Genomic DNA, 22,016 nt, shown 5'->3' on the forward strand with positions numbered 1-22,016 from the left:
ACGTCAGGGGAGGCTGGACTCGACGTCGTCCAGGATCTGCTCGATGCCCGGCAGCGAGTTCGACGTGATGTACCAGGCGAAGGAGTCGACGTAGACGACCCGGTCGTCGCTCCACGCCGGGGTCTGACCGACGAGCTCGTTGTCGAGGACCTGCTCGGCGGCCTCGCCCTCCTCGCCGATGGCGGCCGAGCGGTCGATCACGAACATGACGTCGGGGGCGGCCTCGAGGATGAACTCGAACGAGACGGCCTCGCCGTGGGTGGCCTCGTCGGACAGCGACTCGTCCGCGGCGCCGTAGCCGAGCAGGTCGTGGACCAGGCCGAACCGGGAGCCGGGGCCGTAGGCGGTGACCTCGGCGCCGCTGGTCATGAGGATCAGGGCGTCACCGGCCTCACCGGTCTGCGCGGCGATCTCCTCGACGCGGGCGTCGATGGCGTCGAACCGCTCGGCCACCTCGTCCTCGACGCCGAAGATCTCACCGATCGACTCGTGGCGCGCACGGAGGGCCTCGAGGTAGTCGACGTCCTCGGCCGGGGTGAGGTCGACCGTCGGCGCGATCTCGGACATGTCCGGGTAGGTCGCCGACGACCGGGTGGCGACGATGATGAGGTCCGGCTCGAGGGCGTTGATCGCCTCGTAGTCCGGCTCGAACGCGGTGCCGACCGATTCGATGTCGGCGAGCTCGTCGGGCACCGTGCCGGCCACGCCGAGCCCGTCGATCGCGATCCCGAGGTCGAGGAGGCTGAGGGCCACGCCGGTGTCCATCACCACGACCGTCTCGGGGTCGGTCGGCACCTCGTCGGTGCCCGAGTAGTGCTCGATCGTGACGGTGCCCGACGCCTCCTCGGCGTCGCCGTCGTCCTCGGTGCCCTCCTCGCCCGACGCATCGGCCTCGGTCGTCGCCGAGGAGTCGTCGTCGGCGGTGTCGCTGTCGTCGCCGCACGCCGCTGCGAGCAGCAGCAGGGCCAGGATGAGGGCGAGGGGCCGATATCGGCGCATGTGGGGAGCTCCTTGGGATCGGTGTTAGGAGCGCTTACTACCGTGCCATCACCAATCCGAGCAAGCCCTGGGCCCTCCGGGCCTGCGCCGACCCCTCACGTGCGCCGCCCGGTGCGTGGCGACCAGGGCAGCTGCGGGACGTGCGGCGCCAGCAGGCACAGGCCCGTCGTCACCGCCGCCGCGAGCGCCACGCCCCAGGACTGGTCCACCTGGCGCATCCAGCCCGCCTCCTGGAGCAGCCCGTAGATCAGGTAGTGGCCGATGAACAGCCCGAGCGCCCGGGCGCCGGCGTCGCGCACGAACCGGTCGAACCGTCGGAGTACCCGAGGCCAGGTCAGCTGGCACGCCGCGAGGGCCAGGGCGGTGCCCGCGAGGCCGGGCAGGACGAACGCCGCATCGCCGGGGTATCGGTCCGGTTCGACGCCCGAGACGACGAGCAGCGCCACCCCAGCGGACATGACGACCGCGGCCAGCTGGACGCCACGCCGGTCGCCGAGCAGCCCGTGGCGGGACGCAGCGACGCCCACGAGGACGAAGCCGAGGTAGGTGACGACGGGGAACGTCCCGCCGAGCAGGTGCTCGGCCACCCAGCCCGACTCGTCGGCCGCCCGTCGCTCGAGCCACGGGCCGAGGACGAGCACGCCGGCGGCCACAGCCGGGAGGACCCGGGTGGGGACCACCGCGAGCAGGGACGCGGCGGCGACGACCGTGATGCCGATGGCCTCGAGGACGCCGAAGCCGTACTCGGTCCGGAAGATCGCCAGGTGGATCAGGAGACCGATCGGCACCAGCAGTCCGTACCGGCGCAGCACCTCGACGGCGACGGCTCCTCGTGATGCGCCCCGGCGTCGGCGGGACGTCGCGAAGAGCGCCAGCGACGCCCCCGACACGCAGAAGAACGCCACCGCCGCCACGTCGGTCACCACGAAGTACCGCCATCCGGGGATGACCTCGCGGGCGTCGCCGGAGATCCAGTCGAGGAGGTGGTGGAACAGCATGGCCACGAGGGCGAGCCCCCGCAGGCGGTCGAGGGCCGCGAGGCGGGAGCCGCCCCTGGTGGCGGCGGCGTGCGGGCGGGTGCGGGTGGAGGTCGGGGTCGTCATGACCGCCGCGCACTACCCCCGCAGTCCGGGCCCCACCCGAGGGGACGCCCGCGGTCATCGGTCACATCCGCCGGAGACGGGCCGATCGGCCCTCACCCTCAGGGAGGACCCTCCGACCAAGGAGGCGACGGGCCTTCGCTCGGCCCGCTGGAGAGACGATGTCGCCGACCCCGCGACCCCTGCCCGATCCGACGCCCGGCGACGACGTGGCCGATCGGCGCGCGCCGGGTCGGCTCCGCCGGGCCCGCCGGACGTGGGGCCTCGCGAGCATCCTCACCCTCGTCGCCGGGCTGACGTTCACCGGCGTTGCCTTCTCCGCCGAGCGGCGCAGCGCGGAGGAGGAGGCCGAGAAGGCGACCGAGGTCCTCGTCGGCGACGTGACGGCGGCCTTCCACATCGAGCTCCAGCGCCAGAGCGACCTGGTGGTCAGCACCGCCGGCGCCGTCGCCACGAACCCCGACATGACGACGGCGGACCTCGAGGGCTGGGTGCGGTCGGCCCGCATCATCGAGCGGTACCCCGAGCTGACCGGGGTGGGCTTCGTCCGCTACGTCCCCCGCGCCGAGCTCGACGTCCACGCGGCGCGGCTCGCCGCCGACCCGGCGGTGGCGTCGATCCTCGGTCCGGCCGGGGAGCTGCTCGTCGTGGCCGACACCGGCAGGGCCCACGTGTGCCTGGTCCAGGCCGTCGGCTTCCAGGCGACGCCCACCGAGATCGTCGAGCCGAACATCGACATCTGCGCCGACCCGAGCCTGGCGTCCACCATCGGCCCGATGATCTCCACCGGGGGCTCGGTGTACCGGTCCGGGACGACGGTCGCCGGCGACATCCCGCTCATCGTCGTCACGCCGGTCTTCGCCGGCGACGAGGTGCCGTCGACGATCTCCGCGCGTCGTGACGCCTTCATCGGGGCGATCGCCACGCTCCTCGACGCCGACCGCGTCGTCGCTCGCGTCGTCGGCGATCGCGAGGACGTCGCCGTCGACCTCCGCTACCGCGACGCCTACTCCGACGTGTCGTTCCGCGCCGGCGACCTCGCAGCGGCCGCCGGGCCGCAGCGCGTCGCGCCGCTCGTCCCGGGGTGGCGGCTCACGGTGCGGGCCGTCGACGACCCGTCGGTGGGGTGGACGCGCACCGCGTTCGTCCTCGTCGTCGCCGGCGTCGCGGCCCCGGTCCTGCTCGCCACGCTCTTGTACGTGCTCGGCACCGGCCGGGCCCGCGCGCTCACGCTCGTCGACGAGGCGACCGAGGAGCTCCGGCACCGGGCGCTGCACGATCCGCTGACGGGTCTCGCCAACCGCGGCCTCATCGCCGAGCGTGCCGACGCGCTCGTCGCCCGGGCCCGGCGGGACGGGTCGGTGCCGGCGGCGCTGTTCATCGACCTCGACGGCTTCAAGGACGTGAACGACACCCACGGCCACCAGGCCGGCGACGAGGTCCTGGCGACGTTGGCGGTCCGCATCCGGGACGAGATCCGCGAGTCCGACACGGTGGGGCGGCTCGGGGGTGACGAGTTCGTCGTGCTCCTCGACGGCGCGTCCTCGGTGGAGAGCCCCGAGTCCGTCGCCCGCCGGCTCGTCGAGGCCATCCGGACGCCGATCCTCCTCGACGGTGGTCGGGTGGAGGTGACGGTCAGCGCGAGCATCGGCGTGGCCGCGGGGCTCCGGGCCGACGGCGGGCAGCTGCTCCACGACGCCGACGTGGCGGTCTACCGGGCCAAGGACGCCGGCAAGGACGGGTGGTCGCTGGCCGAATCGGTCCCCGACGTTCCGGCGGCGCCCTGACGGGTACGTGAGGGTCTCGACCCCCACGGGAGGACCTCGTGTCCGACATCGATCTCACCGGCCGCCCCTTCGCGGTCGTCACCGGCGCCTCGACCGGCATCGGTCGCCAGCTCGGCCTCCAGATGGCCGAGCGCGGCTACGACCTGCTCGTCACCGCCGACGACGAGGCGCTCGTCGGTGCCGCCGAGGAGATGCGCCAGCACGGCACCCACGTCGACCCCGTCCAGGTCGACCTGCGCTCCGTCGATGGCGTCGACCAGCTCGTCAGCGCGATCCGTGGGCGAGGCCGTGCGCCCGACGCCCTCCTCCTCAACGCGGGGACGGGCGTGAGCGGTGCGTTCCTCGACGAGCCGCTCGACGACCACCTCGACGTCCTGGCCGTGAACGTGACGAGCGTGCTGCGCACGTTCCACGCGATCGTGCCCGACATGGTGCAGCGCGGCGACGGGCGGGTGCTCATCACGTCCTCGGTCACCGCGGCGGCGCCCGGGCCCTACATCTCCGTCTACAGCGCTTCGAAGGCCTTCCTCCAGTCGTTCAGCCAGGCGGTGCGGACCGAGCTCTCCGACTCCGGGGTCACGGTCACCGCGCTGATGCCCGGGCCCACCGACACCGAGTTCTTCGAGAGGGCCGACATGCTCGACACCCGCCTCGGTCAGATGAACAAGGACGATCCGGCCGACGTGGCGCGCGACGGCATCGAGGCGATGCTCGCCGGCAAGGACCACGTCGTCGGCGGCGCGGCGAAGAACCACCTGACGGTCGCGGCGTGGAGCCTGGCGCCGGAGAAGCTGGCGTCGGCGATCAACACCCGGTTCACGAAGCCCGGCACCGGCGACTGACGCTGCGGCGGGCCGTGGCGTCGAGCCGGTCAGGGCCGCTCGACCCGGCCGGCGGCGCGCAGCGGGTTGCGGATGAAGGTGAGGAGCGAGAGCCCGAGGCCGTAGGTGTGCACCACCTGCGGCGGGGCGATGCGGACGAAGGCCCCCGCAGGGTGCTCGAGCTCGCCGTGGCTGGTGACGGCTGTGATCCGCCCGTCGCGCGCCAGCTCGAGGATGTGCGGATCGTCGATCGGGAGCAGCTCGGCGGTCGACGCGTACATCGCCGTGGCGGGCGGCCCGACCGGGAGCCGTCGGATCGGCACGTTGACCGACACGTGGGCGTTGGCCGCGATGTTGCGGCCCTTGCGGCTGTCGCGCTCGATCGAGATGTAGAGCGCGCCGTCGGCCTCGGCGTAGAGGACGCCGGCGCTGTGTGGGCGGTGGACGGGGGAGCTCGTGCCGAGGACGCAGTAGGAGCGGCGGGCGATGCGCCGCACCACGTCCTCCCACGTGGGGTGGGCGAGGGAGGCGTCGGCCAGGGCCGAGCCGGTGGCGCCGTCGAGGGGCGGGGTGTGGTCGGTGGTGGTCATGGCATCATTCGACGCCAGCCGGGCGAGACGGTCCATGGGTTCCCGTCTCGGATCCATGCGCGAGCGTCTACGGTGTGCCCGATGGACGTGCTCACCGGCCTCCTCGACGGTCCGCGTGCCCGCAACGCGTTCCTGCTCCGCTCGTTGCTCGAGCCGCCGTGGTCGCTCCGGTTGCAGGACGAGTCGCCGCTCACGATCGCCGCGATCCTGCGTGGCGACGCCTGGCTCGACCTGCTCGACGGATCGCCCCCGGTGCGACTCGGGGTGGGCGACGTGGCCGTCGTGCGCGGCCCCGACCCGTACGTGCTCGCCGACGCCGCCGGTCGGCCACCCCAGATCGTCGTCCACCCGGGTCAGCGGTGCACCACCCTTGACGGCGTCGACCTGCACGACGCCATGACCCTCGGCGTGCGCACGTGGGGCAACGACCCCGACGGGTCGACGTCGCTGCTCTGCGGCACCTACGAGGTGGACGGCGCGGTGAGCGACCGGCTCCTCGCCGCGCTGCCGCGCCATCTCGTCGTCGGTGCCGGCCGTGCCGACCAGCGCCTGGTTGACCTGCTCGCCGAGGAGGTCCTGCGCGACGGCCCCGGCCAGCAGGTGATGCTCGACCGGCTCCTCGACCTCCTCCTCGTCTCGACGTTGCGCCAGTGGTTCGCCGAGTGCGCCGAGGACGCGCCCGGCTGGTTCCGGGCCGCCGCCGACCCGATCGTCGGGCCCGCCATCCGCCTCCTCCACGACGAGCCGGCCCGGCAGTGGACCGTCGCCTCGCTGGCCGCCGAGGTCGGCGCGTCGCGGGCGGCCTTCGCGCGGCGCTTCGCCGAGCTGATGGGCGAGCCCCCGATGACGTACCTGACGAACTGGCGGCTCGCGCTGGCCGCCGACCTGCTCCTCGAACCGGGGGCCACGCTCGGGTCGGTCGCCCGGCGCGTCGGCTACGCCAGTCCGTACGCGCTGAGCTCGGCGTTCTCGCGGGTGCGCGGGGTCAGCCCGAAGGAGCACCGCACCGAGCAGCTCGCCGCCGTCGGCGGTCCCTGACGCGAGCTGTCAGGGAGGCGCACCGACGATGGGCGCATGACCGAGACCTCCGCACCCACCCCTGACGCTCTCCCGCTGGCCGGCCGCGTGGCCGTCGTCGCCGGCGCCACCCGCGGCGCCGGCCGCGGCATCGCCGTCGCGCTCGGCGAGGCCGGCGCCACCGTCTACTGCACCGGCCGCACCACCCGCGAGCGTCGCTCCGACTACGACCGCCCCGAGACGATCGAGGAGACGGCCGAGATGGTCACCGCGGCCGGCGGCACCGGCATCGCCGTGGCGATGGACCACCTCGAACCGGAGCAGGTGTCCGACCTGGCCGCCCGCGTCGACCGGGAGCAGGGGCGGCTCGATGTGCTCGTCAACGACATCGCCGGCGAGCACCTCGCCGAGTGGGACCTGCCGATCTGGGAGCAGGACCTCGAGCGCGGCCTGCGCTACCTGCGCACCGCTGTGCACACCCACCTCATCGCCGCCCACCACCTGCTGCCGCTCATGATCCGCGAGCCGGGCGGCCTGGTCGTCGAGGTGACCGACGGGACGACCGAGTACAACTCGACCCACTACCGCATCTCGGCCTTCATCGACCTGGCGAAGGCCTGCGCCAACCGGCTCGGCTACTCGCTCGGCGCCGAGCTCGAGCCGCACGGCGGCACGGCCGTCGCGCTCACGCCGGGCTGGATGCGCAGCGAGCTGATGCTCGACACCTTCGGCGTCACCGAGGAGAACTGGGAGGAGGTCACCCGGGCGAACCTCGGCACCGAGGAGCTGCCCCCGGACGACTTCCTCGTGTCGGAGACGCCGCTGTTCGTCGGGCGCGGGGTAGCGGCGCTGGCCGCCGACCCCGACCGGGCCCGGTGGAACCGCCGCTCGATCGAGGCCTTCGACCTCGCCGAGGCCTACGGGTTCACCGACGTCGACGGGTCGCGCCCCGACGCCTGGGGCTACATCGTCGAGGTGCGCGAGGCCGGCAAGCCGGTCGACGTCACCGGCTACCGCTGAGCAAGCGCCCGCGAGCCCGCCGCCTGCTCGTGGGGGCGATGTCGCCAGCCCGTTGGCGCGATCGCCCCCGCGGGCCGCTCGCGGGGGCGATGTCGCCAGCCGGGTGGCGCGATCGCCCCCGCGGGCCTCGACGCACGCCCGCGGGCGCTCCGGGACCGGCCCCTCCGCGCCGTCAGGCGATGGCGTCGAGCAGGGCCCAGCCCGGGGCGTCGAGGCGGGGGAGGAGGCGCGGGCCGGTGGTGCCGAGGGCGACGACCGCGGTGCGGCGCGTCCGGTCGACCGCCAGGAAGCTCGACGCGCCGTAGGTGCCGCCGTTGTGCCAGACGACGTCCCCGCGGGGGGAGGTGCGCGTCATCCAGCCGAGGCCGATGCGCATGTCGGGGGCCGGCCCCTTGCGGCGCGGCGTCATCGCCAGCTGCATGGCGTCGCCGACGGCGCCGGAGGGCGGGTCGAGGGTGATCCGCGCGAAGGCGAGGAGGTCGGCCGGGGTGGCGCGCAGGGCACCGCACGCCGCGAGCGCACCGAACGTCCACGCCGGCGTCCCCTTGCCCTTGCGCACGCCGGGCACCACCTCGGTGCCGTCCCCGCAGGTGCCGACGCCCGTCCGGTGCAGGTCGAGCGGCTCGAGGATCCGGCTGCGCAGCAGCTCGCCGTAGGGCTGGCCGGCGACTCGTCCGAGGATGTGGCCGAGCAGGCCCATCCCGAAGTTCGAGTAGCTGAGCCGGTCGCGCCGCGCCCGTCGCGTCCGGCGACCGAGCACGTCGAACACCATCGCCTCGTCGAGCTGCGCGTAGGGGTTCGCCCCGCGGGCGCGGCGCAGGAGCGCCGGGGGGATCGAGGGGAAGCCGCCGCGGTGGGTGGCGAGGTCGTCGAGCGTGGGCTGACGGTCGGGCGGCGGGAGCCGGGCGGCGACGTCGTCGGGCAGGTGGGTGCCGATGGGGTCGTCCAGACGGACCTCGCCCCGGAGCGACATCTCTGCGAGGAGCATGCCCGTGAAGCCCTTGGTGATCGAGGCGATCTCCCAGCAGTCGTGCCGAGGGTCGGGTCGCGACCTCAGGTCACCGAGCGCGACGACGTGCTCCTCGTCCTCCGCCAGCACCGCGACGACGACGCCGGGCACCTTCCCGACGACGGGCCCGACGTGCTCCCTCACGAGGTCCTCCACCGGCGGGACGCTACGCGGCCGTCCGATCCCTATGCGCCGTCGCCGGCTGCGAATGCCTCCAGAGCGTCCGCGATCACGGCGAGGTCCGTCGGGCCCGAGGCGACGGTCATCACGAGCCTGTAGACGTCCTCGTTCGACGCGTTGGCGACGCTCCTACCGTTGATCTCCAAGAACACCGCCGTGGCGAGCCAGCCGAGGCGCTTGTTGCCGTCGATCAGGGCGTGGTTGTTCACGACGGACTGGAGGAGCGCCGCCGCCTTCTGCCAGGTCGTGGGGTAGGCGTCGTGTTCGCCGACCGTCGTCTGCGGTCGGGCGACGGCCGCGGCGAGCAGACCGACGTCGCGCACGGGCGGCGGATCGCCGAGCAACCGTGCGGCCAGTGCGATGAGGTCGTCGAGGTCCAGGAACTCGACGGGGTCCGTCACCGGCCGAGGCGGTCGATGGCGTCGGCGTGGACGTCGAGGATCAGGTCGGCGGCCGCCGCGACCTGGCTGCGGTGATCCGCTCGGGCGACGTAGTCGCGGATGGCGCGTCGAGCGGCGTCCTGCATCGAGATGCCGTCTTTGGCGGCACGCTCCTTCAGAGCGCGCTGCTCCTCGTCGGTGAGGCGGAGCGTCATGGCCATCGCGCGATGGTATCGGAGTGATACCAACTGTGCCCAGGCCCTGAGGCGCTGGTCAGGTGGGCTGGAGCTCGGCGGCCGCAGCGGTGAGCTCGAGGGAGCGCAGGCGGGTCTCGGCCGTCGGTGCGGAGTGCACGACGATCAGCTCGTCGGCGCTTGCGTGGTCGGCGAACCAGTCGAGGTACTCCCGCACCGCCTCGGGCGAACCGGTGGCGGTGTAGCGCATCATCCCGAGGACCTGCTGGCCCTGGGGCGAGGCGAGCAGCGTGTCGGCCTCGTCGTCGGACAGGTCGCGGCCCGGCACGAGGAAGCGGGCGAGGCGCCGACGTCGAGTGCGCAGCTGGAGCTCGAGCGCCTCCTCCTCGGACGGCGCGGCGATGACGTTCACGCCCGCGATCACGTGCGGTTCGGCCAGCTGCTCCGAGGGACGGAACCGCTGGCGGTAGATGGCGACGGCCTGCTCCAGCGCATCGGGCGCGAAGTGGGAGGCGAACCCGTAGGGGAGGCCCAGCAAGGCGGCGAGCTGGGCGCCGTAGAGCGACGAACCGAGGATGTAGAGCGGCACGTTCGTGCCCTTGCCGGGGAAGGCGTCGACACCGCTGATGCGAGACTCGCCGGTGAGGAAGCCCTGGAGCTCCTGGACGTCCTGGGGGAACGTGTCAGCGGCCTGGTGGTCGCGGCGCAGCGCCTGGAGGAGGGTCACCTGGTCGGTCCCGGGCGCCCGGCCGAGGCCGAGGTCGATCCGCCCCGGGTGCAGCGACGCCAGCGTCCCGAACTGCTCGGCGATCGTGAGCGGCGAGTGGTTGGGGAGCATCACGCCGCCGGCGCCGAGTCGGATCGTCGAGGTGTGCGCCGCCACGTGGGCGATCAGCACGCTCGTCGCCGACGAGGCGATCGACTTCATGTTGTGGTGCTCGGCGTACCAGACCCGGCGGTAGCCGAGCTCCTCCGCCCGCCGGGCCACGGCGACCGTCTGGTGGAGGGCATCGCCGATCTCCGTGCCCCGGTCGACGGTGGCGAGGTCGAGGACGGAGAGGGGGACGGTCACGTTGCAGCAGCTCCTGGATGGCGTCGGGGTGACGTGGCGACGCCCGGACGGATCCGGGCGGCACCCGGGGTCAACGCCTCTCGGCTGCGTTCTCTTCCCGGTCGGCGCGGTCGAGCCGTTCCCGGGCATCGGTCCACCCGGGCAGCGGCGCCGGGTCGTGGGTCCAGGTGACGAAGGTGGACCCGGCCATGCGCGACCGGAAGGCGCGCATCACGTCGCGGTGCAGCGGATCGGCGGCGTAGGCGTCGAGGGAGGCCTGGTCCCGCCACGTCGACAGCGTGAAGAAGGTGCGACGGAGGGGGTGGGCCTCGAGGTCGAGCCGCACGCCCCCGTCGACCTCGGCGAAGCGACGCTGCAGCCGCAGCGCCGCGCGCAGGAAGGCGGGGACGTCGCGGAGGCACCGCAGCTCGAGCCGCGACGCCATCGTGACGAGCTGCGTCGAACCGTCGACGTCGTGGGTGCCGGTCTGGGTGGGGGTCCTCATCAGCTCGCTCCTGGTGACTCCATAACGCTGTTGTGTAACAGTGTGATGGATGAGCGTGGCGAGCGCAAGGGCCATCTCGGTACCGAACGCGACACATGGGGTCGCGATCCGTACCAGGAACCGATCGGTGCCAAGAACCGATCGGTGCCGAGAACGAGGGCGGAGCGCGCCGGACCGGCACCCGTCGGCGCGGCCGCGAGGTCGGCCGGCATCGGTACGCTGCCGGCCATGCAGTGTCCGGTGTGCGTCGACCAGCAGCTCTCGATCTCGTCCCGAGAGGGGGTGGAGATCGACTTCTGCCCCCAGTGCCGGGGCGTGTGGCTCGACCGCGGCGAGCTCGACAAGATCATCGACCGTGCGGCGCCCGAGTCACCGCCGGCTCCTGCCGCGTCGGCTCCTCGCTACGACGAACGACCACGTGACGACCGGCCCCGGTACGAGGATCGAGGTCGGTACGAGGATCGAGGCCGGTACGACGACCGCGACCGCTACGACAAGAAGCGGCGCCGGAAATCGTTCCTCGAGGAGATCTTCGACTTCGACTGACCGGCTGGGCCCGCCCCGGCCGGCCTCAGCTCAGCGAGGCGAGGGAGTCGCGCACCGCGCCGAGCTCGGCCACCACGGACTCGAGCTCCCGGCCCAGGGCCGTGCCGTCGTCGCCCGCCGTCACCGCCACCTCGGCGGCGCGCGCCACGAGGGCGCCGAGGCGCGCGTCGAGCAGGCGGAGCCGGTCGTCGGCGTCCTCCACCGTGTTGAGGATGCGCTGGGTCGACGTGAACCGAGCCGTGAGAGCCGCCATGAGGGCGGGGTCGACCGAGGGGTCGCGCCGGGCTCGCTTGTACTCGTCGGTCACGCGCTCGGCCTCCACGCTGCGTGACATCTCGTCGGCGGCGTGGGCCCGTTGCGCCGTGTCCCACACGGCCCGCACCCCGTCGTCGACCCGGACCGAGAGCTCGGTCATCCGGTCGCGGACCGGTCCGGGGCGGATGCCACCGACGACGGCTTGCCAACGGGCCCGTGCCGCGAGCGCATCGGTGACGTGCGCCGCCCAACGAGGTGCGAGCGCACGCGGATCGATGCCGGCGAGCGGATCGGGCGGCGGCTCCTGGCGGCGACGGCGGAACATCGCCCGGGACGCTACCGCCGGAGCGTCAGGTCGAGGCCGGCGCGCCGAGCAGGAGCTCGAGGTGGTGGCGGAGCACCGCGAGCTGGCGTGCCATGTGCTGCGGGTCGCCCTCGGCGCGCACGAGGAGGAAGGCGCCCTCGAAGGTGGCGAAGACGTGGTCGGCGACAGCGTCGATGTCGTGATCGGCCAGGTGTGGCCGTGATGCCGACGCGGCCCTGAGCTTGTCGCCGATGCGGGCCCGCCACTCGGCGATCGATGCTCGGACGAGGTCGGAGGTTGCCGGGTCGGTGAGCTCGGCTTCGTAGATGAACGACACGAAGAGGCAGGCCGGCTGCGCCTCGACCGCCGCGGTCGCCGCCGACTCGAACCCCCGCACGAAGAGGAGCAGCTGCTCGGCCGGGTCGTCGCTCGCCTGCTCGGCGGCGCGCATCTGGGACTCGAGCAGGTCGGCGTCGGCTGCGGCGTAGCGCTCGACGAGCGCTCGACCGAGCGCGGCCTTGGTGGGGAAGTGGTGGAAGAACGCGCCCTTCGACGCGCCGGCGTCCTCCAGCACGGCGTCGACCGTCGTCGCTGCGAAGCCCCGCTGGAGGACCAGACGTTCGGCGGTGTCGAGGATGCGGTCGCGGGCGGCGGCGGGACGAGGCACGCCGTCACGATAGCCCTCGACAAACCGACTAGTTGGTCTGTATGGTCGAACGCGAACAGACCGGATGGTCGGTTCACGGCCGGTCGACGAGGAGGAACGACATGACCGCCACCGCACGCCCCGCCCCCCGCTCCACCGCCCCCGCGGTCCGCGCCCACGAGGTGCGCGTCGGCGCGCTCCGGCTCCACGTGCGCGACGTCGGCGAACCGGACGCCCTGGTCGTCGTCGTGCTCCACGGGATCATGGGCCACGCCCGCGAGTGGGACCCGGTCGTCGAGGCGCTGGCGTCACGCGGCCGTCGGGTGCTTGCGATCGAGCAGCGCGGCCACGGGCGCTCCGACCACGCCGGCACCTACGACGCCCGGTCGATGGCCGCCGACGTGCTCGGCGTGCTCGACGTCCTCGGCGTCCGCCGCGCCGATCTGGTGGGCCACTCGATGGGCGGGATGATCGGGATGGTCCTCGCTGCCGCCCACCCCGAGCGCATCCGCCACCTCGCCCTCCTCGACGTCGTCCCCGATGCCATCGCGTCCCCGGACGCGCACGAGCTCGCGGCGTGGATGGCCCAACTCGCCGAGGCCCGGTACACGTCCGTCGACGAGGCCGTCGCGGTGTGGCTGGCGGGCGATCCGTTCGCCCACCCCGTCCACATGCGCCGCTACGTCGAGCACTGCCTGCGCGAGGAGCCCGACGGTCAGCTGGCGTGGCGGTTCGACGGCGCCCGGCTCGGCCGCTTCGTCACCGACGGCGTCAGCGCCGAGCAGCTGTGGGATGCGGCCCTGCGGCTGTCCGAGCCGCCGCTCCTCGTGCGGGGGGAGCACAGCCCGTTCGTCACGCACGATGCGGCGGTGACGTTCGCCGACCGCACCGGCGCCTGCGTCGTCACGATCCCGCACGCGGCCCACGACCTCGGCGTCGAGCGGCCCGAGGCCGTCGTCGTCGCGCTCGACGAGGACTGGGCCGCCCTCCGTTAGCCGGCGCGGTGTCGGGGGTAGCGGGCGACGATGGCCACGAACCTCACCGCCGTCGCACTCAACTGCACGCTCAAGTCCGGTCCGGACGAGTCGAGCACCGACCTCCTGCTCGCCGAGGTCGCCGCCGAGCTGCGGTCCCACGGCGTCGAGGTGGCGCCCATCATCCGGGTCGCGGACCACGACGTGAAGCCCGGCGTCACCTCCGACGAGGGCGACGGCGACGACTGGCCGGCGATCCGCCGGCAGGTCCTCGACGCCGACATCGTCGTCATCGGCACCCCGATCTGGCTCGGGCAGCCCTCGTCGATCGCCCACCGGGTGATGGAGCGCATGGACGCCTTCCTCGGCGAGACCGACGACGAGGGGCGCATGGTCAGCTACGGGCGGGTGGCGATGGTGGCGGTCGTCGGCAACGAGGACGGCGCGCACCACGTGTCGGCCGAGCTGTTCCAGGCGATGAACGACGTCGGCTTCACGATCGCCGCCAACGCCGTCACCTACTGGGTCGGCGAGGCGATGCAGGGCACCGACTACAAGGACCTGGACGAGCGGCCCGAGACGACGGCCCGGGCGACCCGCATGTCGGTGCGCAACACCGTGCACCTCGCGGGCCTGCTGAAGGGTTCGCAGTACCCCGGCGGGGAGTGACCGACGTTCGGGCGGCTACGGGAAGCTGATCGTCTCGGTGGAGCCCGGGGCGACCTCGATCGTGCCGATCTCCTCCAGCTCGTCGATGCCGGCGAAGGGGTCGTCCGGGTCGACGTAGCGAGCCCGGATGATCCGGACAGTGGCCGGGCCGCCCTCGGTCACCTCGATCTCCACGCCGCCGGACTCGATCCAGTTGGAGTACAGCTGCCAGCGGGGCCGGTCGGTGATGCTCCAGGTCGCGGACAGCGGCTGCTGCTCCTCGCCTTGCGCGACGAGCGTCGACACGACCACGGCGGTGGTGCCGGCGGGGCCGTCGACCTCGTAGCCGAACACCGCCGGGTTCTCGGCGTCGTCGCCAGCTGCTTCTTGGGTGCCCTCGTCGGAGGAGCCGCCGCTCTCGGGGCCAGCGGTCTCGGCGGCGGGGTCGGTCGCGGCATCGGCGTCGTCGCCGTCATCGGAGGAGCAGGCCGCCAGGCCGGCGACGGCCAGTGCGGAGAGGAGCAGAAGGAGCAGGCGACGGTGCATCGGGCCTCCAGGGTCTCGGTGGTGGGACCGTACGCACGCCCGTGAAAGCGCGGTGAAAGCGCCCCTGGTCGGACTTTCACGCCACTCACAGGCGGCCGCCGTACGTTCCGCCGGTGACCGACGCGCGCGGTGGTGCGGTGTGAGCGTCGCCGAGTGGATCGGCGAATGGTTGGCGTCCCTGGCGGGTGGACCTCCCGCGCCCGGGGGACCCCCGACGGGCCTCGGTCCGGGCGCCGGCCCTGGCGGCCCCGCCGGTGCCGGTGGCCCGCCACCTCCTCGCGGCCCCGGTGGTCCGGGCGGCCCCGGCGGACCGAGCGGTCCGGGTGGGCCTGGCGGTCCCGGTGGTCCCGGTGGTCCCGGTGGTCCCGGTGGTCCCGGCGGTCCGGGTGGACCTCCCCCCGGTCCGCCGCCCCCGCCCCCCGGCCCTCCTGACGGACCAGGCCCCGACGGGCCCCCTGCGGATGGATCCACTCCCGACGGACCCCCGGGCGACGACCCCGGCGGCCCCGGCGGCCCCGGCGGTGGGGAGGACCCCGACGACGCGCCGACGATCGGCGACCTCTGGGACAGCGCGAAGAAGGCCGTGAGTGATCTCGCCGACATCGCCGACCAGGTGATCGACATCGGCCTCAGCGACAACCGCACCGCCGACGAGCAGATCGTGTGGGACGCCGCGGGGCCCAACATCGTCGACGTCGGGGTCGGCGCAGCCGGCGCGGTCGACGGCGCCAAGGGCACCCCCAAGGTTCCCGGCGCGGGACCGGTCGGGGTGGCCAACGAAGCCGTGAAGTACGGCACCGCCGGCGCCAAAGCCGTCGACACCTTCACCCGCGCCGTGAACTCCCGCACCAGCGCTGCGGACGCGGCGTACTCCCACAAGCCGGGCCGCGAGAGCAGCTCGAGCTCGGACTCCGACAGCGGGAGCGACGAATGAGCTTCCCGCCCGTCCGGGGTCTCGCCCGCCTGCCCTGGCGGTGGATCGCCCACGTCAGCCTCGCGGTGACCGTCGTCCTCTTCGCGCTCGCCCTCCCGCAGCTCGCCGACGGCGACTGGTCGGACCTGCGCACCTCGGCGCTCCACCACGGGTGGGTCCTCGTGTGGCTCCTCGCCCTCTCCTACCTGGCGCGCTCGCGCTCCCTGCTCAACGTCCTCGGCGCGGCGATGGGCGGCTTCTTCACCGCGATGTGGATCTCGCTGACCGTCGGCGGGCGCACCGCCGAGTGGCTCGGTGCCTACGACCCGTGGCAGCTGTCGTTCGCCGTGCCGGTCATCGAGGAGGTGGCGAAGGTCGTGCCCCTCCTCATCGTCATCCTCGCCTGGCGGGGCCGGCCCGACGGCTCGCCCGGCGCGGTCGACCTCGCGATCCTCGGCGTGGCCTCGGGTGCCGGCTTCGCGTTCCACGAGGACGCGCTGTGGTCGCGCGTGTCCGGCAGCGGCTTCGACACCCCGCTCGGATGGGTGCTGCCCACGGCGCACACCGACGCCGGGATCGTCGCCGGTCACGCCGGCTGGACCGGCATGGTGGGCCTCGCCCTGGGCATCTGGGTCGTGAACCGCCGTCGCCGGTGGACGGCACTGCTGCCCGTCGCCGCCCTCGCGCTGGCGATCGCCGACCACGGGCTGTGGAACGACCCCGTGCTGCGCGGCGACTGGCGAGCGGTCCTCCTCGACGGGTGGCTCCCCGTCGTGCTGTTCCTCGTCGGGACCGCCGTGGCACTGGTGATCGAGACCCGACGGGTCCACCGGGCCACCGGTGGTGCCACCACCCGCCTCGCCCGCAACCTCCCGCGTCTGCTCGTCCGGTCGTGGAGCCCGTGGAACCTGGTGCTCCGCATCGTGCGCGGCACCGGGATCATCCGCCTCTCCGCGATGACCGCCCACCAGCTCGCGTGGCTGGAGAGCGGGCCGCGCGGTGCCCGCCCCGCCACCCAGGAGGTCCGTTCGTGACCCACCGACGTCACCTCCTCGTCCTGCTGGTCGCCGTCGCCGCGCTCGGCCTGACCGCGTGCCAAGGCGGCGATCCGTGCGACCCTCCGACCGACGGCGGACCGATCTTCAACGTGGAGCAAGCGCAAGGCGTGGCGGACTGCCCGCCACCGTGTGACGGCTGCGGGGGCGGTACGGGTGAACCCCACCTCGTCACCTTCGACGAGCGGCGCTACGACCTGCAGTCCGCCGCCGAGCTGGTGGCTGCACGGGATCGCGACGGCACCTTCGAGGTGCAGTGGCGCCAGGAGCCCTACGGGAACCACCCGGTGGCCAGCATCACCGCCGTGGCGATGAGGATCGGCGACGTCCGGCTGTCGGTGGTCGGCGGCGACGAGGTGGTGCGCCTCGACGGTGAGGTCCTCGACCTCGAGCCGGGCGAGGGCCGCATCCTGCCGACGGGTGTCGTCGTCCACCGGCGGGACGAGCAGGTCGTGGTGACCCACGAGGCGAGCGGGTCGAGCGTCCATGTCCAGATGAGCACGTCGATGATGGGCGTCCTCATCGACCCACCCGACGAGGCCGAGGGCCGCATGGAGGGTCTGCTCGGCGACGCCGACGGCGACCCCTCGAACGACCTCGTCGGCCCTGACGGCTCCGTCCTCGACGGCGACTCGTGGGAGTCCGTCCACCCGGCGCTCGCCGAGGCCTGGCGGGTCGACGACGACTCGACCCTGTTCGACTACGAGGACGGCGCCGGCCCGGACACCTACTGGGACCCCACGTTCCCCCCGGCCCCCGTCGACGACCTCGACGACGAGGCGCTCGACGCGGCCCGGGCGCTCTGCGCCGCGGCCGGCGTCACCGACGCTGGCCTTCTCGAGGAGTGCGCCTTCGACCTCGTCGTCACCGGCGACGCGTCGCTCGTCGACGTCTACGTCCTGCAGCAGAAGGCGATGGGCATCCCCCTCGGCGACGAGGTCGACACCGCCCCTGACGAACCGACCCTCGACGTGGTCGACGACGCGGTCGTCTGGACCGCCGTGCTCGACGACCGCTCCCGGCCGGTGTGGGGCGATGCCACCGACCGCGTCGCCCTCGTCCACGTCGAGACCGGCGACGACGGCGTCGACACGCTGATCGCCCTCGACGCCCGCAGCGGCGAGGAGCTGTGGGCCGTCGACGGGGTCGAGCCGAGCGTCCCCGCCACGATCGCCGGCGACCTCGTCGTGGTCGCCACGTCGGCCGACGGTCCCCTGGCCGGACCCGCCGGTGAGCGCGGCCTCGCCGCGCTGGACCTGGCGACCGGCGCTTCCGTCGACGAGGTGCGCTTCGAACCCGACGACGGAGAGGCCCCCATCGACACCGGCAGCACGCTCCACCTGGTGGGCGGCGTCGTCGTCCACGTCGGCAACGGGGTGGCGCGCGGCCTCGCCCCCGAGACCCTCGAGCTGCGCTGGACCACCGAGCTGCCCGGCCGCACCGACCTCGTCCCTGCGGTCGACGGCGACCGGATCTGGCTCGGCTGGCGTGACGGTGACGGCACGGAGATCGCCGTGCTCGACCCCGCGAACGGCGAGCTCACCGCCCGAGACGTCCTCGACGGGCGTCCCTCGGCGCCGACGGCGCGGGCCGTCGCCGACGGGGCGCTCGTCGTGGCGCTGCGAGGGGAGGCGACCGCATGGGTGCGCCTCGACGTCGAGGGTGACGACATCTCGACGGCCTGGGTCCACGAGCTCGACGAGGACGAGCGGGGCGCCGATCGCCTCGCGATCTCCGGTCGATCCGTCGTCGGCTACACCGATGCCGACGTCGTGAGCGCCGTCGGCCTCGACGACGGACGTCGGCTCTGGGACGTCACGACGACCAGCTTCAACAACAACGACGAGCAGGTCGCCGCGACCGACGGCGGCGCCACGATCGTCGGCAGCTTCGGCGGCGCCTACCTCGAGGCGTTCGACGCCGACGGCGGTGAGCTCTGGTTGCTGGATCCGAGCGACGTCGCCCGGACCGGCTCCCCGGGGTCGGTCGCCGCCCTCGGCCGTGCTGGTGATCTGGTGGTGGCGACGAGCCCCGCCGACGGGGCGGTGATCGTGGTCGCCGTCGCCCTCGACTAGGGGTCGTCGACGACCGGGACGCCGATCTCGTCCATGGCCCGCCGGTAGGCCGTGGCCGCCGCGTCCGCCTGGCCATGGGCGCCGAGCGCGCGCAGCGCGCCGATGAGGCCCCGGTGCGCCCCCTCGTCGTAGGGGTCGAGGTCGAGCAGGTCCCGGTGGGCCTCGGATGCCACGAGGTGGTCGTCGTGCTCCTCGGCGAGCTGGGCGGCGCAGCGGAGGACGGCGGCCGTCGCGGCGTCGACCTCTCGGCGGAGGCCGTCGGCCCAGGACGCGTACGGCTCGTCCGGCATCGCCGGGCCGCTCCGGGCGCGTCGGGCCGCGTGGAGCAGCTCGGTGGCCGCCGGGTCGTTCCGCCGGACGGCGTCGAGCGCCTCGTCGGCGGCGTCGAGGAACCTCTCGGCGTCCACGTCGACGTGTGCGGTGACGAGTCGGAGCGCACCCCCGTCGGCGGCGACGAACGTGTTCGTCGGATGGCCCCGCCCGGGATCGAGCGACCGCCGCACCGTCGAGAGCGCGACGGACAGCCGGTTCGCCAGGACCGACGGGTCCTCGTCCGGCCAGAGGAGGTCCATGACCTCCTCGCGTGGCACGGGCGCGCCACGTCGGGCGACGAGGATCTTCAGCAGCTCCCGGGCCTTGCGCGACGTCCAGCGGGGCACGGTGCCGTCGGTGGCGACCACCTCGAAGGTGCCGAGCACCGCGACGCGAGCGGTGGGTGCGCCCGGCTCGGTGGACGGGTCGTCGGCCGTCCGCGGCGTGGGTGGGACGACGATGGCCGTGAGGGCGTCGACCCGCTCGTCGAAGACCCGCAGCCCGCAGCGCTCGACCGTGTCGGCGGCTTCGGCCACGAGGTCGGGCAGGCGCGGGTCGTCGGTGCGTCCCAGAGCGACGAGTGCCTCGGCCAGGTCGAGCTGGGCCTCGGTGAGCCACGGCCGGGCGCCGAGGCGGGCCGACACCTCGATGGCGTGGGCGAGGTGGGCGAGCCCCTCCTCGACGTGGCCGAGGTGGATCGCGAGCGCACCGAGCGGGCGGGCGACCGTACCCCACGTCGCCGCCCCCAGGCCGATCGGCACGACGTGGTCGGCGTAGGGGAGCAGCTCCTCCCACACCGCGGTACCGAGCTCGGGGTCGTCGACGGCCACCGCCGTCTCGGCCAGCGTGGCGAGGGTGAGGAGCGTGGCCTGGTCGTGGGGGAGCACCTTCGGCGCCGGGACCTCGGCGAGGATGCCCCGCGCTGCGTCCAGCCGCCCGGCCCGCGCCGCGAGCCACGCCAGCACCGCTTTCCACACGACGGCGTCGGGCTCGGCGCGACGCTGCTCGACGTAGGCCGGCTCCATCTCGTCGACCCGTCCCTGCATCCAGCGGGCCACGCCCACCTGGCCCCAGAAGACCGCCGGCCCGTCGGGGTCGCCGAGCGCCTCGGCCAGGGCGTAGCAGGACTCGGCGAGCGCGATGACCCGCTCGGCGTCGCCGTCGAGCATGGCCCGCGTCGTCCGGAACCAGAGCGCGTGGCGGGCGAAGCGGGGCGCGGCGACGGTGTCGATCACGTCGTGCTGCACGGACAGCTGGGCGTCGAGCGCGCCGACGTCGCCCCGCTCGAGCAGCGCGGCCATGAGGAGGAAGCGGCCGTGGACGAGAAGGTCGCGCTCGTCGCTCGACTCGGCCAGGGCGATGATCTCGCGCGCTGTGGCGAGCCGACGCACGAGCGTGCGGGGGCCCAGGTCGGCCACCTGCTCGGCGACGAGGGCCTGGCCGAGGGCGACCGGGTCGTCCGCGGTCCGGGCGAGGTCGACCGCGACGGCGGCGTGATCGACCGCGCCGTCGGGGTGCTCGACGAGGATCGCCGTCGCCAGCGCGGCGTGGAGCCGAGCACGCAGGGCGGTGTCCACGGCGGGCGTCGCGAGCTCGAGGGCCCGTCGGACCTGACGGCCGTGCTCGGCCGCGACGTCGCCGGAGAAGAAGAACTGGATCGTGTGGCGTGCGGCGGCTCGGGCGATGGTCACCGGGTCGTCGGTGGCGACGGCCAGCTCCCACGCCCGCCCGTAGTGCGGCTCGGCCGCGGCACGACCCGCGGTCGCCATCTCCGCTCCGGCGAGGTCGAAAGCCACCTCGAACGCGAGATCGCCCGCCTCCGTGTCGTGCGCGACGACCACCTCCCAGGCTCGGCGGAGCAGGCCGACCGCCTCCTCCGAGGCCATCGCCCGGTGGGCCACGGTCGCGGCGCGACGGCAGGCGTCGACGGCGTCGCGCCAGTGCTCTGCGCCGGCCCGCAACAGGTGGCGGGCGCGCTCCGCGGCGCGCTCCGGCGGATCCCCGACGAGGTCCGCGGCGCGGCGGTGCATGGCGGCGAGCGTCGGCCCGTCCACCGCGCGCTCGGCGGCGTCGGCGACGAGCGCATGGGGGAACCAGCCGCCGGGGTCGGCGAGGAGGTCGGCGGCGACGGCCTCGTCGAGCGCCGGTGCGATCTCACCGCGGGGGACGCCGGCGACCGCGACCACGTCGTCGTGGGGGGCGCCCGGTCCGAGCACGGCGCGGGCGGCGAGGAGGTGGCGACCCGCGGAGGAGAGGCGCGCGAGTCGCCGGTCGAGCACGGTCCTCAGCGCGTCGGCCGGTGAGGCGTCGGCCATCGCCTGCTCGTGCAGCAGGACCTGCTCGACGTAGAGGGGGTTGCCCCCGGTGGCCGCGAGCACGCGCTCGACGTCGCCGGGAGCGACGCCGAGTGCCACCAGCGCGTCGCCGTCGAGCCCGGCGAGCGTGGTGCGGTCGCTCAGGTCTGCGAGCGCCTCGATCTGGTCGGCGACCTCCGGGCGGGCCGCGGCGTCGGCCTCGCGGTACGTGCCCACGACGAGGACGGGCTCCTCGCGCAGGTGGGCGGCGGCGAAGTGCAGCAGCAGGAGGCTCGCCGGGTCGGCGTCGTGGAGGTCGTCGACGACGACGAGGAGCGGGGTGCGTCGTGCGGCGTCGGCGATGACCGCGGCCGTGGCGTCGAAGAGCTCGAAGCGGTCGACGGCGCCGTGGTCCTCGTCGAGGACGAGCGCTGCCAGGTCCACCCCGGTGCGCCGGCCGAGCAGCTCGCGCACGATCTGGGTCCACGGCCAGTACGGGGGCGTGCTCGCCCCCTGCCAGACCTGGGCCCAGACCACCCGGTGGCCGGTGCGGCGCGCCTCCTCGGCCAGCTGGCGGACCAGGCGGGACTTGCCGATGCCGGGCTCCCCGCCGACGAGTCGGAGGCGCGGCCCGTGGCCGCCGGCGCCGGGCAGCGCCGCGGCGAGTGTGAACAGGTCGGCATCCCGGCCGACGAACGGCAGCCGCGCCGCGGGCGCACCCGTCGCCGGGACGCTGCGCATGGTGGTCCGGCGAGGACGGGCTGCGGTCATGACACGGGCGAGGCTACCGAGCCG

22 protein-coding genes are annotated in these 22,016 nt (G+C 74.0%); 10 read left to right on the plus strand and 12 right to left on the minus strand.

The window, feature by feature from the left end:
- Positions 1-3: 3 nt before the first annotated feature.
- Together GH723_RS04430 and GH723_RS04435 are read right to left on the minus strand one after the other, a co-directional pair.
- Entirely contained in the window at positions 4-999 is a 996-nt protein-coding gene (locus tag GH723_RS04430) for a siderophore ABC transporter substrate-binding protein (RefSeq protein ID WP_153758516.1), read from the minus strand.
- Positions 1,000-1,094: 95 nt separating this feature from the next.
- Positions 1,095-2,102: a heparan-alpha-glucosaminide N-acetyltransferase domain-containing protein gene (locus GH723_RS04435; protein WP_153758517.1), complete on the minus strand. Its 1,008-nt coding sequence runs from the start codon at positions 2,100-2,102 to the stop codon at positions 1,095-1,097.
- Between the two features lie 158 nt (positions 2,103-2,260).
- On the opposite strand from GH723_RS04435, the gene GH723_RS04440 reads away from it, so the two are divergent.
- Both GH723_RS04440 and GH723_RS04445 read left to right on the plus strand, forming a co-directional pair.
- Complete coding sequence (locus tag GH723_RS04440) at positions 2,261-3,886, plus strand: sensor domain-containing diguanylate cyclase (protein ID WP_153758518.1); 1,626 nt, start codon at positions 2,261-2,263, stop codon at positions 3,884-3,886.
- A gap of 38 nt (positions 3,887-3,924) precedes the next feature.
- On the plus strand, positions 3,925-4,728 hold the full coding sequence (locus GH723_RS04445; RefSeq protein ID WP_229023052.1) for an SDR family NAD(P)-dependent oxidoreductase: 804 nt from the start codon (positions 3,925-3,927) through the stop codon (positions 4,726-4,728).
- A gap of 29 nt (positions 4,729-4,757) precedes the next feature.
- On the opposite strand, the gene GH723_RS04450 is transcribed toward GH723_RS04445, so the two are convergent.
- On the minus strand, positions 4,758-5,297 hold the full coding sequence (locus GH723_RS04450; protein WP_195210520.1) for a pyridoxamine 5'-phosphate oxidase family protein: 540 nt from the start codon (positions 5,295-5,297) through the stop codon (positions 4,758-4,760).
- A gap of 81 nt (positions 5,298-5,378) precedes the next feature.
- Between GH723_RS04450 and GH723_RS04455 the strand changes: the two genes are divergently transcribed.
- Both GH723_RS04455 and GH723_RS04460 read left to right on the plus strand, forming a co-directional pair.
- On the plus strand, positions 5,379-6,335 hold the full coding sequence (locus GH723_RS04455; protein WP_153758520.1) for an AraC family transcriptional regulator: 957 nt from the start codon (positions 5,379-5,381) through the stop codon (positions 6,333-6,335).
- A 36-nt stretch (positions 6,336-6,371) separates the two neighbouring features.
- Positions 6,372-7,334, plus strand: coding sequence for an SDR family oxidoreductase (locus GH723_RS04460; protein WP_153758521.1), 963 nt, complete (start codon positions 6,372-6,374; stop codon positions 7,332-7,334).
- A 172-nt stretch (positions 7,335-7,506) separates the two neighbouring features.
- Here GH723_RS04460 and GH723_RS04465 read toward each other — a convergent pair whose 3' ends face one another.
- The 5 genes from GH723_RS04465 to GH723_RS04485 form a co-directional block, all read right to left on the minus strand.
- Positions 7,507-8,499 (minus strand): serine hydrolase domain-containing protein, encoded by a 993-nt coding sequence (locus GH723_RS04465; RefSeq protein WP_195210521.1) that lies wholly within the window; start codon positions 8,497-8,499, stop codon positions 7,507-7,509.
- 29 nt (positions 8,500-8,528) lie between these two features.
- The gene (locus GH723_RS04470; protein WP_153758523.1) at positions 8,529-8,924 is read right to left on the minus strand and encodes a type II toxin-antitoxin system death-on-curing family toxin; all 396 of its coding nucleotides are present in this window, start codon (positions 8,922-8,924) and stop codon (positions 8,529-8,531) included.
- The gene (locus GH723_RS04475) at positions 8,921-9,124 is read right to left on the minus strand and encodes a ribbon-helix-helix protein, CopG family (protein WP_153758524.1); all 204 of its coding nucleotides are present in this window, start codon (positions 9,122-9,124) and stop codon (positions 8,921-8,923) included. Before GH723_RS04475 ends, GH723_RS04470 begins: the two co-directional genes overlap by 4 nt.
- Before the next feature lie 52 nt (positions 9,125-9,176).
- The gene (locus tag GH723_RS04480; RefSeq protein ID WP_229023053.1) at positions 9,177-10,169 is read right to left on the minus strand and encodes an LLM class flavin-dependent oxidoreductase; all 993 of its coding nucleotides are present in this window, start codon (positions 10,167-10,169) and stop codon (positions 9,177-9,179) included.
- Between the two features lie 70 nt (positions 10,170-10,239).
- The gene (locus GH723_RS04485; protein WP_153758526.1) at positions 10,240-10,653 is read right to left on the minus strand and encodes a DUF3291 domain-containing protein; all 414 of its coding nucleotides are present in this window, start codon (positions 10,651-10,653) and stop codon (positions 10,240-10,242) included.
- A 228-nt stretch (positions 10,654-10,881) separates the two neighbouring features.
- Here GH723_RS04485 and GH723_RS04490 point away from each other — a divergent pair, with 228 nt between their 5' ends.
- Complete coding sequence (locus tag GH723_RS04490) at positions 10,882-11,199, plus strand: TFIIB-type zinc ribbon-containing protein (protein WP_153758527.1); 318 nt, start codon at positions 10,882-10,884, stop codon at positions 11,197-11,199.
- A 25-nt stretch (positions 11,200-11,224) separates the two neighbouring features.
- Here the strand turns inward: GH723_RS04490 and GH723_RS04495 are convergent, their stop codons facing one another.
- Positions 11,225-11,779: a hypothetical protein gene (locus GH723_RS04495; RefSeq protein ID WP_153758528.1), complete on the minus strand. Its 555-nt coding sequence runs from the start codon at positions 11,777-11,779 to the stop codon at positions 11,225-11,227.
- A 25-nt stretch (positions 11,780-11,804) separates the two neighbouring features.
- Positions 11,805-12,425, minus strand: a complete 621-nt coding sequence (locus GH723_RS04500; protein ID WP_195210522.1) for a TetR/AcrR family transcriptional regulator — start codon at positions 12,423-12,425, stop codon at positions 11,805-11,807.
- 101 nt (positions 12,426-12,526) lie between these two features.
- Here GH723_RS04500 and GH723_RS04505 point away from each other — a divergent pair, with 101 nt between their 5' ends.
- Positions 12,527-13,399 carry an alpha/beta fold hydrolase gene (locus tag GH723_RS04505; protein WP_195210523.1) on the plus strand — a complete coding sequence of 291 codons (873 nt, stop codon included), beginning with the start codon at positions 12,527-12,529 and terminating at the stop codon, positions 13,397-13,399.
- A 30-nt stretch (positions 13,400-13,429) separates the two neighbouring features.
- Complete coding sequence (locus tag GH723_RS04510; RefSeq protein ID WP_153758531.1) at positions 13,430-14,047, plus strand: flavodoxin family protein; 618 nt, start codon at positions 13,430-13,432, stop codon at positions 14,045-14,047.
- A gap of 15 nt (positions 14,048-14,062) precedes the next feature.
- On the opposite strand, the gene GH723_RS04515 is transcribed toward GH723_RS04510, so the two are convergent.
- Positions 14,063-14,572 carry a hypothetical protein gene (locus GH723_RS04515; RefSeq protein ID WP_153758532.1) on the minus strand — a complete coding sequence of 170 codons (510 nt, stop codon included), beginning with the start codon at positions 14,570-14,572 and terminating at the stop codon, positions 14,063-14,065.
- 583 nt (positions 14,573-15,155) lie between these two features.
- Here GH723_RS04515 and GH723_RS04520 point away from each other — a divergent pair.
- Genes GH723_RS04520 through GH723_RS04530 form a run of 3 tightly spaced genes read left to right on the plus strand, consistent with a single transcriptional unit; the run spans position 15,156 to position 18,615 of the window.
- The gene (locus tag GH723_RS04520; protein WP_153758533.1) at positions 15,156-15,506 is read left to right on the plus strand and encodes a hypothetical protein; all 351 of its coding nucleotides are present in this window, start codon (positions 15,156-15,158) and stop codon (positions 15,504-15,506) included.
- Positions 15,503-16,519, plus strand: coding sequence for a PrsW family glutamic-type intramembrane protease (locus GH723_RS04525; RefSeq protein WP_153758534.1), 1,017 nt, complete (start codon positions 15,503-15,505; stop codon positions 16,517-16,519). Before GH723_RS04520 ends, GH723_RS04525 begins: the two co-directional genes overlap by 4 nt.
- Complete coding sequence (locus GH723_RS04530; RefSeq protein WP_195210524.1) at positions 16,516-18,615, plus strand: VWD domain-containing protein; 2,100 nt, start codon at positions 16,516-16,518, stop codon at positions 18,613-18,615. Before GH723_RS04525 ends, GH723_RS04530 begins: the two co-directional genes overlap by 4 nt.
- Here GH723_RS04530 and GH723_RS04535 read toward each other — a convergent pair.
- On the minus strand, positions 18,612-21,992 hold the full coding sequence (locus GH723_RS04535) for an AAA family ATPase (RefSeq protein WP_153758536.1): 3,381 nt from the start codon (positions 21,990-21,992) through the stop codon (positions 18,612-18,614). The two genes, GH723_RS04530 and GH723_RS04535, sit on opposite strands and share 4 nt — an antisense overlap.
- Between the last annotated feature and the right edge of the window lie 24 nt (positions 21,993-22,016).

Source organism: Actinomarinicola tropica (assembly GCF_009650215.1).
Taxonomy (GTDB): Bacteria; Actinomycetota; Acidimicrobiia; order Acidimicrobiales; family SKKL01; genus Actinomarinicola; species Actinomarinicola tropica.

Coding starts and splice junctions, on each gene's coding strand:
- GH723_RS04430 (WP_153758516.1), bottom strand. CDS start 999: ATGCGCCGATATCGGCCCCTCGCCCTCATCCTGGCCCTGCTGCTGCTC.
- GH723_RS04435 (WP_153758517.1), bottom strand. CDS start 2,102: ATGACGACCCCGACCTCCACCCGCACCCGCCCGCACGCCGCCGCCACC.
- GH723_RS04440 (WP_153758518.1), top strand. CDS start 2,261: ATGTCGCCGACCCCGCGACCCCTGCCCGATCCGACGCCCGGCGACGAC.
- GH723_RS04450 (WP_195210520.1), bottom strand. CDS start 5,297: ATGACCACCACCGACCACACCCCGCCCCTCGACGGCGCCACCGGCTCG.
- GH723_RS04455 (WP_153758520.1), top strand. CDS start 5,379: ATGGACGTGCTCACCGGCCTCCTCGACGGTCCGCGTGCCCGCAACGCG.
- GH723_RS04460 (WP_153758521.1), top strand. CDS start 6,372: ATGACCGAGACCTCCGCACCCACCCCTGACGCTCTCCCGCTGGCCGGC.
- GH723_RS04475 (WP_153758524.1), bottom strand. CDS start 9,124: ATGGCCATGACGCTCCGCCTCACCGACGAGGAGCAGCGCGCTCTGAAG.
- GH723_RS04485 (WP_153758526.1), bottom strand. CDS start 10,653: ATGAGGACCCCCACCCAGACCGGCACCCACGACGTCGACGGTTCGACG.
- GH723_RS04490 (WP_153758527.1), top strand. CDS start 10,882: ATGCAGTGTCCGGTGTGCGTCGACCAGCAGCTCTCGATCTCGTCCCGA.
- GH723_RS04495 (WP_153758528.1), bottom strand. CDS start 11,779: ATGTTCCGCCGTCGCCGCCAGGAGCCGCCGCCCGATCCGCTCGCCGGC.
- GH723_RS04505 (WP_195210523.1), top strand. CDS start 12,527: ATGACCGCCACCGCACGCCCCGCCCCCCGCTCCACCGCCCCCGCGGTC.
- GH723_RS04510 (WP_153758531.1), top strand. CDS start 13,430: ATGGCCACGAACCTCACCGCCGTCGCACTCAACTGCACGCTCAAGTCC.
- GH723_RS04515 (WP_153758532.1), bottom strand. CDS start 14,572: ATGCACCGTCGCCTGCTCCTTCTGCTCCTCTCCGCACTGGCCGTCGCC.
- GH723_RS04525 (WP_153758534.1), top strand. CDS start 15,503: ATGAGCTTCCCGCCCGTCCGGGGTCTCGCCCGCCTGCCCTGGCGGTGG.
- GH723_RS04535 (WP_153758536.1), bottom strand. CDS start 21,992: ATGACCGCAGCCCGTCCTCGCCGGACCACCATGCGCAGCGTCCCGGCG.